13 protein-coding genes and 1 pseudogene are annotated in these 15,301 nt (G+C 64.8%); 9 read left to right on the top strand and 5 right to left on the bottom strand.

The window, feature by feature from the left end:
• Window positions 1-48 precede the first annotated feature (48 nt).
• On the top strand, window positions 49-1,305 hold the full coding sequence (locus D3261_RS14730) for a PGF-CTERM-anchored ABC transporter substrate-binding protein (protein WP_233554007.1): 1,257 nt from the start codon (window positions 49-51) through the stop codon (window positions 1,303-1,305).
• A 147-nt stretch (window positions 1,306-1,452) separates the two neighbouring features.
• Window positions 1,453-2,226 (top strand): hypothetical protein, encoded by a 774-nt coding sequence (locus tag D3261_RS19805; RefSeq protein ID WP_147464984.1) that lies wholly within the window; start codon window positions 1,453-1,455, stop codon window positions 2,224-2,226.
• Window positions 2,227-2,231: 5 nt separating this feature from the next.
• Here the strand turns inward: D3261_RS19805 and sucD are convergent, their stop codons facing one another.
• From sucD to D3261_RS14715, 3 genes are all read right to left on the bottom strand, one after another.
• Window positions 2,232-3,101 carry a succinate--CoA ligase subunit alpha gene (gene sucD / locus D3261_RS14725; RefSeq protein WP_120073630.1) on the bottom strand — a complete coding sequence of 290 codons (870 nt, stop codon included), beginning with the start codon at window positions 3,099-3,101 and terminating at the stop codon, window positions 2,232-2,234.
• Entirely contained in the window at window positions 3,098-4,258 is a 1,161-nt protein-coding gene (gene sucC / locus D3261_RS14720) for an ADP-forming succinate--CoA ligase subunit beta (protein WP_120073628.1), read from the bottom strand. The genes sucD and sucC overlap by 4 nt, the downstream gene beginning before the upstream one ends.
• A 79-nt stretch (window positions 4,259-4,337) precedes the next feature.
• Window positions 4,338-4,997 carry a glycerophosphodiester phosphodiesterase gene (locus D3261_RS14715; RefSeq protein WP_120073626.1) on the bottom strand — a complete coding sequence of 220 codons (660 nt, stop codon included), beginning with the start codon at window positions 4,995-4,997 and terminating at the stop codon, window positions 4,338-4,340.
• Window positions 4,998-5,085: 88 nt separating this feature from the next.
• On the opposite strand from D3261_RS14715, the gene D3261_RS14710 reads away from it, so the two are divergent.
• Window positions 5,086-6,066, top strand: coding sequence for an NADPH:quinone reductase (locus tag D3261_RS14710; RefSeq protein WP_120073624.1), 981 nt, complete (start codon window positions 5,086-5,088; stop codon window positions 6,064-6,066).
• A 90-nt stretch (window positions 6,067-6,156) separates the two neighbouring features.
• A complete protein-coding gene (locus tag D3261_RS14705; RefSeq protein ID WP_120073622.1) occupies window positions 6,157-7,518 on the top strand; it encodes a sodium-dependent transporter in 1,362 nt (453 codons plus the stop codon).
• A 10-nt stretch (window positions 7,519-7,528) separates the two neighbouring features.
• Here the strand turns inward: D3261_RS14705 and D3261_RS14700 are convergent, their stop codons facing one another.
• Window positions 7,529-8,140 (bottom strand): hypothetical protein, encoded by a 612-nt coding sequence (locus tag D3261_RS14700; protein WP_120073621.1) that lies wholly within the window; start codon window positions 8,138-8,140, stop codon window positions 7,529-7,531.
• A 124-nt stretch (window positions 8,141-8,264) separates the two neighbouring features.
• On the opposite strand from D3261_RS14700, the gene D3261_RS14695 reads away from it, so the two are divergent.
• The 5 genes and pseudogenes from D3261_RS14695 to D3261_RS14680 all read left to right on the top strand — a co-directional run bounded on the left by D3261_RS14695 (window position 8,265) and on the right by D3261_RS14680 (window position 14,961).
• Window positions 8,265-9,827, top strand: a complete 1,563-nt coding sequence (locus tag D3261_RS14695; RefSeq protein ID WP_120073619.1) for an acyl-CoA carboxylase subunit beta — start codon at window positions 8,265-8,267, stop codon at window positions 9,825-9,827.
• Window positions 9,827-10,096 carry an acc operon protein gene (locus D3261_RS14690; RefSeq protein WP_120073617.1) on the top strand — a complete coding sequence of 90 codons (270 nt, stop codon included), beginning with the start codon at window positions 9,827-9,829 and terminating at the stop codon, window positions 10,094-10,096. The genes D3261_RS14695 and D3261_RS14690 overlap by 1 nt, the downstream gene beginning before the upstream one ends.
• 117 nt (window positions 10,097-10,213) lie before the next feature.
• Window positions 10,214-12,153: pseudogene (locus D3261_RS14685) on the top strand (PQQ-dependent sugar dehydrogenase).
• A gap of 267 nt (window positions 12,154-12,420) precedes the next feature.
• Window positions 12,421-13,020: a hypothetical protein gene (locus D3261_RS19800; protein ID WP_147464983.1), complete on the top strand. Its 600-nt coding sequence runs from the start codon at window positions 12,421-12,423 to the stop codon at window positions 13,018-13,020.
• Window positions 13,021-13,131: 111 nt separating this feature from the next.
• Window positions 13,132-14,961, top strand: coding sequence for an acetyl-CoA carboxylase biotin carboxylase subunit (locus tag D3261_RS14680; protein WP_120073615.1), 1,830 nt, complete (start codon window positions 13,132-13,134; stop codon window positions 14,959-14,961).
• A 34-nt stretch (window positions 14,962-14,995) separates the two neighbouring features.
• On the opposite strand, the gene D3261_RS14675 is transcribed toward D3261_RS14680, so the two are convergent.
• Window positions 14,996-15,238 (bottom strand): glycerol ABC transporter substrate-binding protein, encoded by a 243-nt coding sequence (locus tag D3261_RS14675; RefSeq protein WP_120073665.1) that lies wholly within the window; start codon window positions 15,236-15,238, stop codon window positions 14,996-14,998.
• Between the last annotated feature and the right edge of the window lie 63 nt (window positions 15,239-15,301).

Genomic DNA, 15,301 nt, shown 5'->3' with positions numbered 1-15,301 from the left:
GTTGGGTTAGATAAATATTTATTGAGTACCGCCGCACGTTCCGAGGACATGAGACACACGATGGTGGGGGCGCTGCTCGTCCTCGCAGTGACGATGGCCGGCATCGCGCCGGTCGCGGCGGTATCGACGGGACCGAACGCCGCGCTCGGTCCCGCACCGGCACAGACAGCGACCGAGACCTGCTCGTTCCCGGTTTCGGCGACCGACGCGACGGGGACCAACGTCACGGTAGACGGTGAACCCGAGAGCGTGGTGGCGATCGGCGCGAGCACCGCCCAGATCATGTGGTCGATCGGGGCGAGCGAGAAGGTCGTCGGGATGCCCCAGGGCCCGACGACGTCGTACCTCGACGGGTCGCAGAACCGGACCGACGTCTACCAGGCCGACGGCTACACCGTCGCCACCGAGCGGGTCGTTGGCACCGACGCGGACCTCGTGATCGCGGCGAACATCATCCCGAACGAGACGGTTGAGACCCTCCGCGGTGCTGGGCTGACGGTCTACAAATCCACCGAGGCGACCTCGATCGACGACGTCTACGACGACGTGAACACGACGGGTCGGCTCGTCGGATCCTGCTCGGAGGCCGCCGAGACTGTCAACGAGACCCAGGAGACGGTCACTGCGGTCGAGCGGGCTGTCGAGGACGAGGAGAGCCCGCGCGTGCTCTACCCGCAGTCGGGCGGGTTCGCGGTGGGCAACAACACCTTCATCAACGACGTGGTCGAGACCGCGGGCGGCGACAACATCGCGGCGAACGCCGGCATCGAGGGCTACCAGCAGATCAGCAACGAGACGATCGCCGAGCGGAACCCGCAGTGGATCGTCACGTCGACGCCTTCGACGATCCCCTCCGGTGAACCCTACGCCAGCACGGCCGCCGTGCAGCGGAATCAGACTATCACCGTCAACGCGAACTACATCAGCCAACCCGGCCCGCGACTGGTGGCCCCGCTGGTGACGGTCGCGAGCACGCTCCACCCCGAGGCGGTGCAGCAGGCGAACCTCACGACCGTCGAGAACACCACGGCGGGCACGTCGATGACGGCCAGTGAGACGGCGAGCACGGCGGCTACGAGCGCCGGGACGGCTGCGGCGACCGACGACACCGCCGTCAGTGCGGCTACGTCGGATGAAGCGACGACCGGCGCGGAGTCCGGCGGTGTGACCGCGGCCGGAACCAGCGGGTCCGGAAACGCGACCGCTGGCGGCGAGACGACGTCGAGCAACGGTCCCGGATTTGGGGTCGTCGGGGCGGCCATCGCGCTGCTCGGTGCGGCGCTGTTCGCTCGCCGCCGGCCGTAGTACTAGATAGGTATTTTAGAAACCACTTAATTTGTATATTATTTAATTCCGATATAAACCAGAATCTCCGAACAGACTCGCTAAGACAGACCAAATCTGTGAGAGATGCCACAGATTTAAATAATTGTAGATTCATTTTAAGTAACCATGGAGCAGTCAGATGGAACGGTACCGCTAAGAGCAGAAAACATCTACTCATATCAGAGGGACCTAGAGGATTTGTCTGACGAGCTGGGCAGTCGAATACCGAACCATCAGAAAGTCATCGAACTACTCGGAGACGTTGCTAGATTGAAGAATATGCAGAATTTTACGGATATTGGTGAAGAAGCCGCCTCATGGGAGAGCGAATTCAAGGATAACGAGAAACAAAGACCAATTTATAAGTCAGCTATTTCCGTTGATGAAGAATCAGAATTAACGGATCGGGTATCGATATGGATCTCGAAGTATGAGCAGTCAGTTTCTGAAATGGTTGTTTTCAGTCCAGAGACAGATCTTTCTACAGAAAAATTATCTCAAGGACCAGAAACTTTCTTAGATATTGATATATCTGATCCATATCTGTCTGTGCTAAGAGATCTAGGAGAAGCTTGCGATAACCTTCTGGTTGGAACGTACACCTCTTCAGAATTTATGTCTCTCAGAGCGATAGAAGGGCTTCTTAGACAGTGGTACGAGAGTGAGAAAGGAGAGAATCCGGGAAACATGAATTGGAACAACGTTTTTGAAGCACTGGATGCCTCCGAAGATGTTGACACATTCTCAGGAATGGGATTTTTGAGCCCTCTCCGAAAACGTCGCAATGAAGTAGCTCATCCCGACGCACATTCAACCAAGCGGGATGCAGAGATGACACTACAGCGTGCGTTTGACATTACTGAGAAAATAGTAGCACGAATCGAATCGGCTACGAACTAATAGACCTACAGCAGGTCTTCGACGTTCTCGGCGACTTCCTCGGGGGTGTCGCCAACGGGAACGCCGGCGTCGTTGAGCGCGTCGATCTTGCTCTCCGCAGTACCAGTCCCGGAGCCCGAAACGATCGCGCCAGCGTGGCCCATCCGCTTGCCCGGCGGGGCGGTCCGCCCGGCGATGAAGCCCGCGACGGGGGTGCTCATCTCGCTGTCGATGTACGCGGCGGCCTGCTCCTCGTCCTCGCCACCGATCTCACCGCACATCACGATCGCGTCGGTGTCCGGGTCCTCCTCGAAGAGTTCGAGCGCGTCCGTGAACCCGGTCCCGATGATCGGGTCGCCACCGATACCGATCGCGGTCGACTGGCCCAGTCCGCGGTCGGTGAGACTGTCGACGACCTGGTAGGTCAGGGTGCCCGAGCGCGAGATGAAGCCCACGTTGCCCGACGAGAAGATGTCGCCCGGCAGGATCCCCAACTTCGCCTCGCCGGGGGTGATGATACCGGGACAGTTCGGCCCGATGAGGTGGGTGTCGACCTCCGAGAGGCGCTTGTTGACCTTCGCCATGTCCTGGGTCGGGATCCCCTCGGTGATCGCCACCGCGAGGTTGAGGTCCGAATCCAGGGACTCGAAGACCGCGTCGGCGGCGAACGCCGGCGGCACGAAGATGACGGAGGCGTCGGCGTTCTCGGCCTCGACGGCCTCGTCGACGGTGTCGTAGACGGGCACGCCTTCGACTTCCTCGCCACCGCGTCCGGGCACCGCACCCGCGACGACGTTCGTTCCGTAGTTCTGCATCTGGCCGGTGTGGAACTTGCCCTCGCCGCCCGTGATGCCCTGCACGACGACGCGCGTGTCGTCGTCGACGAGCACGCTCATCGCGACCCCTCCGTGACGGAGGCGCTGTCAGCATTCTCGACGGCGCGTTGCACGGCTCCTTCGAGGGTCTCTTCGACCTGGACGAGGTCCGCGTTCAGGATCTCCATACCTTCCTCCGAGTTCGTGCCGGCGAGCCGCACGACGACGGGTTTCGGGATCTCGTCGAACTGTTCGAGCGCGTTGTTGATGCCCTTCGCGACTTCGTCGCCGCGGGTAATGCCTCCAAAGATGTTGAAGACGACGCTCTCGACGTTGTCGTCGGAGAAGACCATGTCGAGCGCGTTGGCGATCCGTTCGGCCTTCGCGCCACCGCCCACGTCGAGGAAGTTGGCAGGCTCGCCACCGTAGTAGTCCACCAGGTCGAGGGTGGTCATCACGAGACCCGCGCCGTTGCCGATGATGCCCACGTTCCCGTCGAGGCGGACGTAATCGAAGCCGTACTCGCCGGCCTTGGCTTCGAGGTCGTTCTCGTAGGCGGACTCCTCGATATCGGCGAGGTCGGGCTGACGGAACAGCGCGTCGTCGTCGATATTCATGACGGCATCGGCCGCCACCACTTCGTCGTCGCTGGTGATCATCAGCGGGTTGACCTCGACGTCCGATCCATCTCGATCGTCCCAGAGCTGGTAGAGCGTCGTGAGGACGCTCGCGACGTCGGTCGCGACCTCCTGGTCGACGCCGGCGTCGAAGACCGCACGGCGCGCCTGGTAGGGATGCATCCCGAAGGCGGGGTCGACGTGCTCGCGCGCGATCGCTTCCGGTGTCTCCTCGGCGACGGTCTCGATCTCGACACCGCCCTCGGAGGAGACCATCGCGACGGGCTTGCCCTCGCCGCGGTCCATCGTCACGCCCACGTAGAGCTCGTTGACGAAGTCGACGGCGGCCTCGACCAGCACGCGGTCGACGGTGTAGCCCTTGAGGTCCATCCCGAGGATCGACTCGGCGGCCTCGCGAGCCTCCTCGTCGTTCTCGACGAGCTCGATCCCGCCGGCCTTCCCGCGGCCGCCGACGTGGACCTGTGCTTTCACCGCGACCGGGTAGCCGACCGATCCGGCCGCCTCGACGACCTCGTCGGTGGTTTCGGCGAGTTCGGAGTCCGGGATCGGCATCCCGGCCTCGGCGAACACCTCCTTTGCCTGATACTCGTGCAGTCGCATCGCTAGGACGGCCGGGCGCGGCCCGCATAAAACCGCCACTTTCGCTGTCGTCGGCGCGCCGACGTCCCCGGCGGGAGCGTCACCGCACGTCGGGCGAGTCGGCGATCACGCCATCGATCCCCTTTCGTCCGAGGAGGCTGGCGACGAACGCGGTGTCGATCGTCCAGACGTTGACCTTCATGTCGGCCTCGTGGGCGCGGTCGACGGCGTCCGTCAGGAGCAGGTGCCCCCAGTGGGGGTGGAGGTAGGCGCAATCGAGGTCGAGCGCCTCCTCGAAGTCGCGGTCGGGGTTCAGCCCGAGAAGGTAACCGAGGTCCACGGTGGGGTCGTCGACGGTGAGCTGGTCGAGCGCGTGGGCGTCGAACGACGAGACGATGACCTCGTTTTCGACCGTGGAGGCGGCCGCCACCGCGTCGTCGGCGATCCCGCGTTCCTTGAGTTCGAGCACGATCCCGGTGTCGGCGGGGATCGCCGCGGCGGCCTCGTCAAGCGTCGGGACGCCCGCGCCGGTTTCGAGCACGTCGAGTGCCGAGAGGTCGGCGCTGGAGAGCTCGTCGACACGACCCACACCCTCTGAGATCCGGTCGACGACTTCGTCATGGACCACCACGAGCTCGCCCGAGCCACACCGTCGAACGTCGAGTTCGATCATGTCGGCGTCGGGAACCGCTCGCTCTATCGCGACGAGGGTGTTCTCGGGGTAGCTGCTGGCGAACGCACGGTGGGCGATCAACCGCATCGACGCCGGTAGCCCCCCGCCCCGGAAAGCGCTGACGGACCCGACCCGACGCCGATGGCTTTTCCTCGTCCGCCATCCATTGGGAGCCATGCGCGCAGTCCGCTTTCACGACCACGGTGGTCCCGACGTGCTCGGGGTCGACGAGGTCGACCGACCCGAGCCAACGAGCGAGGAAGTACTGGTCGAGATCCACACAGCGGGCGTGAACCCCGTCGACACCTACTTCCGGGAGGGGTCGTACGAGCCGTTCACCCTCCCGATGACGCCCGGGATCGACGTCGCGGGCGAGGTGGTCGCCGTCGGGGAGGATGTCGAGGAATTCGAGGACGGCGACCGGGTCTACGGTACCGGGATCGGCCGGAGTCACCAGGGAAGCTACGCGGAGTACGCGACGGTACCGGTCGAGTATCTCGTGGGGCTCCCCGACGGGGTGGACGCGACCGAGGCGGGCGCGGCGGGGGTCGTCGCGGCCACCGCGTGGCGCGCGCTGGTCGACCACGCGGGCCTCGAACCCGGCGAAACCTGTCTGATCCACGGCGGTAGCGGCGGGGTGGGCCACGTCGCGATCCAGGTCGCGGCCGCGGCGGGTGCGCACGTCGTCACGACCGCCAGCCCCGACTACCACGACCGACTGGCCGACCTCGGGGCGGACGTCGTGCTGGACTACTCGCGGGAAGACCTCGCGGACGCGGTGCGCGGGGCCGCGACCGACCGCGCCGGCGCGACCGAGGGAGTAGACGTAATTCTCGACCACCGGCTCGACGACTACCTCCAGTTCGACGCGGAGGTCGCGGCGACCGGCGCGCGAGTGGTCGGGATCGGGGAGAACGATCCACAGGTGGGGTTCGAGCACGACGGCGTCGCCCGGAGCAAGGACGTCTCCTACCAGTTCATGTCGATGTTCAACACGCCGGACCTCCGGGTCGCGCTTCGACGGCTGGCCTACCTCATGGACGAGGGCGAGCTGACGGTCGACGTGGCGCGGGAGTACGACCTCGACGAGGCGGGCGAGGCCCAGCGCGCGGTGCTCGAGGACAGCTTCTTCGGCAAGCTCGTGTTGGCTCCCTGATTCGACGGGGGCGAACACGCGCACCGACGAGGCCGAACCACGCGATCGTTTCACGAACGCTTTTGTTCACGGGTTTGGAACCCGGCATCCATGGCAACACGTGAGACCTGGACGACCCGGGCGGGGTTCATCCTCGCGGCGGTCGGGAGCGCGGTCGGACTGGGTAACATCTGGCGGTTTCCGTTCCAGACCTCGGCGAACGGCGGGGCGGCGTTCCTCGTCGTCTACCTCTTCGCGGTGCTGTTGATCGGGATCCCGGTACTGCTCGGCGAGTTCGTGATCGGCCGGCGCGCGAACACCAGCGCGATCGGCGCGTTCAAGAAACTCAACCACCCCGCGTGGTGGGTGGTCGGCGCGCTCGGTATCCTCGCCTCCTTCTGGACGCTCTCGTACTACAGCGTGATCGGTGGCTGGGTGATCCGATACATCGGCGGTTCGATCACCGGGGCCGCGCTCGCCGCGCCCGAAGGCTACTTCGGGATGATCTCCGTGGGGTCGTCGTCGGTCATCACCCACGTGGTCTTCATGGCGATCACAGTCGGGGTCGTCGCGCTCGGGATCGAGGACGGCATCGAACTCGCGACCAAGGTGATGGTGCCGGCGATCGTGGTCCTACTGGTGGGCCTCGCTATCTTCGCGGCGACCCTCCCCGGCGCGGGCGAGGGCTACGCCTTCTTCCTGGAGCCCGACCTGAACGCCATCGTCTCGAACGCCGGGACGGTGCTGCCGGCGGCGTTCGGCCAGGCGTTCTTCTCGCTCTCGGTCGGGTTCAGCGTGATGATAACCTACGCCTCCTACCTCGGCGAGGACGACAGCCTCCTCGCCGACGGCCTCACCATCGGTATCGCGAACACCGCCATCGGCGTGATCGCGGGGCTCGTGGTGTTGCCGCTGCTGTTCGCCCAGGGTGTCTCGGCCAGCACGAGCGGGCCCGGCGCGGTGTTCGTCTCGATCCCGACCGCGATGGCGAACCTCCCCGGCGGAGGCATCGTCGGCCGGGTCGTCGGCATCGTCTTCTTCGGCGTGGTGTTGATCGCGGCGCTTTCGTCGTCGATCAGCCTGCTCGAAGCCGCCGTGGCGTTCCTCGTCGACAACTACGGGTTCCTGCGCGGACGGACGGCGGCGGCGCTCGGCGGTGTGGCCTTCGTTCTCGGGATCCCCTCGGCGTGGGACACTGCGTGGCTGAGCTGGTTCGACGGCGTGGGCGTCTCGCTGTTGCTCCCGGTCACCGTGCTCGGCGTCGTGGTCTTCGTCGGCTGGGTGCTCGGCAAGGACGCCGTCGCGGAGTTCCGAACGGGTTCGAGCGCCGATTCGCTCGCGACGGTGTGGCTCTGGGGTCTCCGAACGGTGATTCTCGCCGTCGTCGTCGTCGTTGTCCTCCTCAACTTCCGGGACCTCTTCCTCACGCCGGAGGCGGGCGACTACTTCATCATCCCCGGGCCGCTTCGGTAGGCGGTCCGGCCTACTCGTTCCCGTCGGGCGCGTCGGTATCGCTCGTCGCCCGCGGGTCGTCGGCGTCGAGCGCCGTCGTGGCGTAGTACGTTGCGTTCTCGGGGACGTAGACGGTGAGACCGACGTCGCGGCGTTCGTCCGAGTCGAGCCCCACTTCGTGGCTCTCGACCTTCCGAACCGGAGCGCCGTCGTTGTCGTGAAAGGCGAGCGAAACGACCGCCGCACGTGCGTCGCCCCCGTTGACGAGCGTGCCGACCAGGTCCACGGTTTCGCCCGCGTGGTCCACGACGCCAGCGCGATCCCCCGACCCGTCGCGGAGTTCGGCTCCCGACAACGAGAGGGTGGTCGAGGCGTCGTGGAGCGCGTCGCGGTAGGTTCGGAGGCGGTTCTGGACGCCCTCCGCCCGGCGGTCGGCTTCGCCGTCGAGCGATTCCCGGAGCCCGAGCACGAGCCCGTCGATGTCGTCGACCACCGACTGGTCGTCCGCGCGGCCACGGTCATCGAGTTCGTCGAGCCGCGCCCGGATCGCGTCGAGGTCGTCGCCGACGTCGGCGTCGGTGTTGGTTTCGATGTCGTCGAGCGCGTCCCGGACGTCGAGTATCGGGGGGAGGTCGTCGCTCATGGGGCCCCGTTCGACCCCGACCTATTACTACCTGTGGCCAACGGCAGCCCCGTCCGGGGTATCGCAATCCCTTTTCCACCCCGAATCGATGATGGAGTATGGCTAGGTCCGACGGGGTGTGGCGATGAGCGACGATTCGGACGACAGGAGCCCCATCGAGGAGCTCCGGGAGCGAAAACGGGCGGCGGCACTGGGTGGCGGCGAGGAGCGTATCGAAGCCCAGCACGACCGGGGGAAGAAGACCGCTCGCGAGCGGATCGAGTACTTCCTCGACGACGACACCTTCCACGAGTTCGACCAGCTCCGCACGCATCGCTCGACCAACTTCGACATGGACGAGCGCAAGCTGCCGGGCGACGGGGTGGTCACGGGCTACGGCGACGTCGACGGCCGGACGGTCTTCGTCTTCGCCCACGACTTCACGGTGTTCGGTGGTTCTCTGGGAGAGGTGTTCGCCGAGAAGGTCTGTAAGGTGATGGACGAGGCGATGGAGGTCGGTGCGCCGATCATCGGGCTCAACGACTCGGCGGGCGCACGGATCCAGGAGGGGATCGACTCGCTGGCGGGCTACGCAGAGGTCTTCCACCGCAACCAGCAGGCCTCCGGTGTCGTGCCGCAGATCTCGGCGATCATGGGCCCGTGTGCGGGCGGGGCGGTCTACTCGCCCGCCATCACGGACTTCATCTTCATGGTCGAGGACACCAGCCACATGTTCATCACCGGCCCGGAGGTCATCGAGACCGTCACCGGTGAGGAGGTCTCCTTCGAGGAACTCGGTGGTGCCTCGGCCCACACCGAGGACAGCGGTGTCGCGCACTTCTCGGAGGCCGACGAGGAGCAGGCGCTCGACGACATCCGGCGGCTCCTCTCGTACCTCCCGCAGAACAACGTCGAGGACCCCCCGAGAGTCGATCCGTGGGACGACCCCGAACGGGCCGACGACGACCTCTCGGACCTCGTCCCCGACGCGCCGCGCAAACCCTACGATATGACCGCGGTGGTCGACCGGATCGTAGATGAGGGGTCCCTGTTCGAAGTCGCGGACTCCTACGCCCGCAACCTCGTGACGGCGTTCGCACGGCTCGACGGCCGCGCAGTGGGCGTCGTGGCGAACCAGCCCCGCGTCAACGCGGGCACCCTCGACATCGACGCCTCGCTCAAAGGTTCGCGGTTCGTCCGCTTCTGTGACGCGTTCAACATCCCCATTCTCACGTTCGTCGACGTGCCGGGATTCATGCCAGGGACGGAACAGGAGAAGGGCGGGATCATCAAACACGGCGCGAAGCTCCTCTACGCCTACTCCGAGGCCACAGTTCCCCTCCTCACCACGATCACGAGGAAAGCGTATGGGGGTGCCTACGACGTGATGGCCTCGAAGCACATCGACGCCGACGTCAACTACGCTTGGCCGGGGGCCGAGATCGCCGTGATGGGGCCCCAGGGCGCGGTGAACATCCTCTACGACGACGAGTTGGAGGAGGCCGACGACGTCGAGGCCCGCCGCGACGAACTCATCGACGAGTATCGCGACACCTTCGCGAATCCCTACATCGCCGCCGAGCGTGGCTTCGTCGACGACGTCATCGAACCCAAGGAAACTCGTTCAGTACTGATCGAGGACCTCGAAGTGCTGTCGAGCAAGCGCAAGTCGGGCCCCGACCGGAAGCACGGCAACATCCCACTCTGATGGAGCGGGACTCACTGGCCGAGGCCCTCGCGCGAGCGATCCCCGACGACGCCAGCAGTGAGGAAGCCGCCGCCATCGCGGCCGCGCTCGGGACCCACCTCGGCGACCAGGAGCGCGCGGCGGCCGCCGGGAGCGAGGACGAGACCTGGGAGGGCAAGCGGTGGGCGTTCGCGGGGCGGGTCGCGGCGCTCCAGGGCCGACGGGTGCGCGTACCGAGCGCCGCGCCGCTCGACGGCTGGGCGGCCGCCGGGCGGTCGGACCGGTTCTGAGGCGGTCGTCGTCCGAACATCGTCGGAATTAACCCGTTTCGGCGGCCGATCCGAAACAAGCGATCCGGTGTGGGAGGGCGGTCGGTGGCCCGCAACCGTATCGAACTCCGTTCAGCCATGTTATCCAAACGACGAACGTCGGATGAGGGATCGTCGCGACGACAGTTCCTGCGGACCACCATCGCGGCCGCCGGGGTCGCGGGAGCGGCGAGCCTCGGTAGGGTGAGCGCCCAGTCGCGGGAGACGATCCGGTTGGGCGGCGAGATCGACGGCTGGCAGGGACGCGCGCCCGACTCGATCGCGGGCGAGACCAACCCGACTCTCTCGCTCGATCCCGGCACCGAGTACCGGCTGGTCTGGGAGAACCTCGATGGGCAGGGACACAACGTCGCGCTGCTCGACGCCGACGGGAACGTGCTGCAACGGACCGACATCATGAGCGAGGAGGGCGCAACACAGACGGTCGAGTTCACCGCGAGCGAGGGGATGGCCGAATACGTCTGTGAGCCACACATCACCTCGATGCGCGGGACGATCGAGGTCGGGGGCGGGTCGAGCACGCAGGCCTCCGCCACCGACTCGGAGGACGAGGAGGCGACCGGCTCGCGGAGATCAGCGGCGAGATGGGGCTGCTCGGGATGGCGCTCCACCCGAACTACGGGGAGAACCGGAAGTTCTACCTGCGCTACAGCGCGCCGCGCCGCGAGGGCACGCCCGAGGAGTTCGACCACACGGAGGTCCTCTCCGAGTTCACCGCCAACGACGACGGCCTCACCGCGGACCCCGATTCCGAGCGGACGGTCATGGAGTTCCCCTCGCCGTACGACACCCACAACTCGGGGGCGATCGCGTTCGGCCCGGACGACGGCTACCTCTACGTTGGGATGGGCGACGGTGGCGGCGGGTTCGACGTCGGCCTCGGTCATGTCGCGGACTGGTACGAGCGCTTCGACGGTGGCGAGGGGCCGGACGTCTCCGGCAACGGGCAGGACGTGACCGAGAACCTCCTCGGGAGCATCCTCCGGATCGACGTCGACACGCAGGAGGGTGAGAAGGCCTACGGCATCCCCGAGGACAACCCGCTGGTGGGGCAGGAAGGTCTCGACGAACACTTCGCGTGGGGCTTCCGCAACCCCTGGCGGATGGGCTTCTCGAACGGTGAGCTCTACGCCGTCGACGTCGGCCAGTCGCTCTACGAGGAGGTCAACCACGTCCAGAAGGGCAACAACTACGGCTGGAACGTCCGCGAGGGGACCGGTTGTTTCGAACCCGGACCGGAGGAGAGCCGGGACCCGCCGGACTCCTGTCCCACCCACACCCCGGACGACGTTCGCGGTGGCGAACCGCTCGTCGACCCAGTGATCGAGTACCCCCACTCCGTGAACGACGACAGCATCGGGGTCGCGGCGGTCGGCGGCTACCTCTACACGAACGACGCGATCCCGGCGATCCAGGGTGCATTCGTCCTCGGCGACTACCGGCTTCCCGGGGCCGACAGCGGTCCGACCGGCCGGCTGATGGCCGCGACGCCGACCGAGGAGGGACAGTGGCCGCTTCGGGAACTCCGGATCGAGAACACCGACTCGCACCGTCTCCCCGGTAGCATCCTCACGCTCGGCCGGGACAACGCGAACCGGCTCTACGTCCTCACCACCGCCGAACCCGCCGAAGGCGAGACGGGTGCCGTACATCGAATCGTCCCCCCGGAGTCGGCGAATCAAGCGAGTGCGAACGCGTCCGCAGCCAACACGACCGCCGGCGGCACGAACGTGAGCGGCTCGACGGCCGTCGAAGCGACCGGGACGAACACCGGCGCAGCGACGACGAGTGCCGGGACGACCGGGGCCGCCACGTCGACCGGCGCGACGAGCGCGGCGACCGAAGCCGGCACGGCGAGCGGGTCCGGGTCGGCCACCGACACGGCCGCCGACGCGAACGCCTCCGGGGCCGAGACGGGTGGCGCGACCACCAGTACGAACGGTCCCGGGTTCGGTGTGATCGCCGGGGTGGCCGGTCTCGCGGCGGTCGCCGCGCGCCGCCTCCTCGGCGACGACTGAGCGGTCCGGGTCACACGACGCTCGGCGAGGAGCGGGATCATTCAGAAATGTCGGCTATCGACCGCTTCTCGCGCAGCGTCCGGTGGATCTCGTTGATAGCTTCAGGTCATTCCGTGTCGGCAGTTTCGAGTTCGTCTTGGAGGTGTCTCGTGAGATCGTTGAGTACGACCTATCGATTAACGGGAACTCGTGAGTGATGGCACTATTACAGAAATATTATGTAGATCTCTACAAGATTCAAGTCATCAGAAATTAGTTACATGGCGTATGGTTGACCGACCCGACGATCGAGAGTATGCAAGACTTCAACTGAATGAGGCGGTTCGCCGCCTCAATTTTATGCGAGAACGCATCTCTGAAGTAGAAGAAGAAGAGGTGATTGCGCTATATAGCGAAGAAAAGAACGAGATCGTTACCGGTGGTGACGCTAACAATGTTGCCAACCCAGAAAAATGGACTACAGTACTGCTTCCACGACAGCAGAAAGTAACCGACATTGAAGGACATATTCAGAATATCTTAATTGACTGTCAGATGTGTGTTGAGCTATCTGTAAAATGTATGTTCAAGGCCATAGGGTGTGATTTTGACTATAGTCATGGCATCAATTATGAATCTGGTAAAACTCAAGCATTTTACCACACTATCCCATCAGATTATGAAAGGCGAGACGACATTGTACGTGCTATATTCCTCACCCAACTTTGGAGCATTTTCTATGAAAAGGCAAAATATGGTGCTCCAGAATTAGATACTGACCCTTCGATAATATTCGAAATAGAGGACGGTGAGCGGGCAATCAATGATGCGTCATTCTGTATACATCTGGCTCAAGACTTTCTCAAGTATGTCGAGGATAATTCATAATTCCACTCTGGGAAGAGCATACAGAGGGTGATGAACAGTTTCGCCCGCCGACACAACTCCCGACCCGGAGTGTATAGTTTTAAGCGCGGAGTCGGTCTACCATGCGAACGAATGTTCGAGAAGGTTCTCGTCGCCAACCGAGGGGAGATCGCCGTGCGCGTGATGCGTGCGTGCGAAGAACTCGGGATCGGCACAGTGGCGGTCTATTCCGAGGCGGACAAGAATTCGGGCCACGTCCGGTACGCCGACGAGGCCTACAACGTCGGTCCAGCGCGCGCTGCCGACTCCTATTTGAATGGGGACGCCATCGTCGAGGCGGGTGAGAAGGCCGGCGCGGACGCCGTCCACCCGGGCTACGGCTTCCTCGCCGAGAACGCGCGCTTCGCCGCGTTGGTCGAGGACAGCGAGATGACCTGGATCGGCCCGTCGAGTGATTCGATGGAACTCCTCGGCGAGAAGACCAGCGCGCGCAAGGAGATGAGCGCCGCCGGCGTGCCCACAGTACCGGGCACCGACGACCCCGTCGAGTCCGCCGACGAGATCCGGGAGTTCGCCGAGGAGGCGGGCTACCCCGTGGCCATCAAGGCCGAGGGCGGCGGTGGCGGGCGCGGGATGAAGGTCGTCGAGGAGGAATCGGAGATCGAGGACAAGTTCGAGAGCGCCCAGCGCGAGGGTGAGGCCTACTTCGACAACGACTCGGTCTTCGTCGAGCGGTTCCTCGAAGCCCCGCGCCACATCGAAGTCCAGATCATCGCCGACCACCACGGGAACGTCCGCCACATCGGCGAGCGCGACTGCTCGCTCCAGCGACGCCACCAGAAGGTCATCGAGGAGGGCCCGAGCCCCGCGCTCACGGACGACCTCCGGACGGAGATCCAGGAGTCCGCCCGCGACGGTGCCGACGCCGCCGACTACTACAACGCCGGCACCTTCGAGTTCCTCGTCGAGGACACCGACCGCAACGAGGACGGACTCCTCGACGCGGGCAGCGACTTCTACTTCCTCGAAGTCAACACAAGGATTCAGGTCGAACACACCGTCTCCGAGGAACTCACGGGCATCGACATCGTGAAACAGCAGATCCGGGTGGCCGACGGCGAGGAACTCCCGTTCGCGCAGGACGAGGTGGAACTCGACGGCCACGCGATGGAGTTCCGGATCAACGCCGAGAACGCCGCGAACGAGTTCGCACCCGGGACGGGGACGCTCGAAACCTACGACCCGCCCGGTGGGATCGGGGTGCGCCTCGACGACGCCCACAAACAGGGCGACGAGGTCGTCGGCGACTACGACTCGATGTTCGCGAAGCTGATCGTGTGGGGCGCGGACCGTGAGGAGTGCCTCGCGCGGAGCAAGCGTGCGCTCGCCGAGTTCGAGATCGAGGGCGTCACTACTGTCATCCCGTTCCACCGTCTGATGCTCGACGACGACGCCTTCTCGGCAGGGACACACACAACGAACTACCTCGACGAGGAGCTCGATCCCGAGGAAATCGAGGAGGCCCAGGAGAAGTGGGGCCCGACGGGCGGGACCGAGGGCGGCGAGGACGAGGAGGTCACCGAACGGGACTTCGTCGTCGAGGTCAACGGCAAGCGCTTCGAGGTCAACCTCGAAGAGCGCGGCGCGCCGCCGATCCAGGCCGCGAACGGCTCCGGGAACACCCAGCAGCTCGGTTCGGCCGGGCCGAGCGACGGTGGGAGCGACGAGAGTAGTACTAGTACGGCGGAGGGCGAGCAGGTCACCGCCGAGATGCAGGGCACCATTCTCGACGTCAACGTCGAGGAGGGCGACGAGGTCTCCTCCGGCGACGTGCTCTGCGTGCTCGAAGCCATGAAGATGGAGAACGACGTGGTGGCCTCGCGCGGCGGCACCGTCGTCGAGGTCGCCGCGACCGAGGGCGAGTCGGTCGACATGGGCGACGTGCTCGTGGTGCTCGACTGAGTTCTCACGCAGTTCTGCCTGGATGGCCGACCGGTCAGCGTTCGTTCATCGGCCCGCTTCGTTCGTTCCGCACTTCGAGTGCGTCCGCGATCCGTTCGTGCGCCCGGACGAATCGGTAGACGAGATAGAAAATGCACAGGAAAACGAGGAACCCAAACCCGAACCCGATGAATAGTGGATCGGCGATAAAGAGAATGTAGATCAAAAGCGGAACACCAACGACAACGACCGCGACGGTCAATACGTATTGACGACGATCGCTCACCTGTGCAGACATATCACCGATCGCAAATGCGGGCAATATCATATTACCGGACCGAACGTCGGCAGCAAGGCGGGG

Origin of the sequence: Halococcus sp. IIIV-5B, assembly GCF_003602035.1 — an archaeon.
In the GTDB taxonomy this organism is placed as follows: Archaea; Halobacteriota; Halobacteria; order Halobacteriales; family Halococcaceae; genus Halococcus; species Halococcus salsus.
The sequence above is the reverse complement of the archived record's forward strand: the minus strand, read 5'-3'. Positions and strand labels throughout refer to the sequence as shown.

Bases quoted from the DNA above. Each gene is read 5' to 3' on its own strand.
- D3261_RS14730 (WP_233554007.1), top strand. From the start codon at position 49: ATGAGACACACGATGGTGGGGGCGCTGCTCGTCCTCGCAGTGACGATG.
- D3261_RS19805 (WP_147464984.1), top strand. From the start codon at position 1,453: ATGGAGCAGTCAGATGGAACGGTACCGCTAAGAGCAGAAAACATCTAC.
- sucD (WP_120073630.1), bottom strand. From the start codon at position 3,101: ATGAGCGTGCTCGTCGACGACGACACGCGCGTCGTCGTGCAGGGCATC.
- sucC (WP_120073628.1), bottom strand. From the start codon at position 4,258: ATGCGACTGCACGAGTATCAGGCAAAGGAGGTGTTCGCCGAGGCCGGG.
- D3261_RS14715 (WP_120073626.1), bottom strand. From the start codon at position 4,997: ATGCGGTTGATCGCCCACCGTGCGTTCGCCAGCAGCTACCCCGAGAAC.
- D3261_RS14710 (WP_120073624.1), top strand. From the start codon at position 5,086: ATGCGCGCAGTCCGCTTTCACGACCACGGTGGTCCCGACGTGCTCGGG.
- D3261_RS14705 (WP_120073622.1), top strand. From the start codon at position 6,157: ATGGCAACACGTGAGACCTGGACGACCCGGGCGGGGTTCATCCTCGCG.
- D3261_RS14700 (WP_120073621.1), bottom strand. From the start codon at position 8,140: ATGAGCGACGACCTCCCCCCGATACTCGACGTCCGGGACGCGCTCGAC.
- D3261_RS14695 (WP_120073619.1), top strand. From the start codon at position 8,265: ATGAGCGACGATTCGGACGACAGGAGCCCCATCGAGGAGCTCCGGGAG.
- D3261_RS14690 (WP_120073617.1), top strand. From the start codon at position 9,827: ATGGAGCGGGACTCACTGGCCGAGGCCCTCGCGCGAGCGATCCCCGAC.
- D3261_RS19800 (WP_147464983.1), top strand. From the start codon at position 12,421: ATGGTTGACCGACCCGACGATCGAGAGTATGCAAGACTTCAACTGAAT.
- D3261_RS14680 (WP_120073615.1), top strand. From the start codon at position 13,132: ATGTTCGAGAAGGTTCTCGTCGCCAACCGAGGGGAGATCGCCGTGCGC.
- D3261_RS14675 (WP_120073665.1), bottom strand. From the start codon at position 15,238: ATGTCTGCACAGGTGAGCGATCGTCGTCAATACGTATTGACCGTCGCG.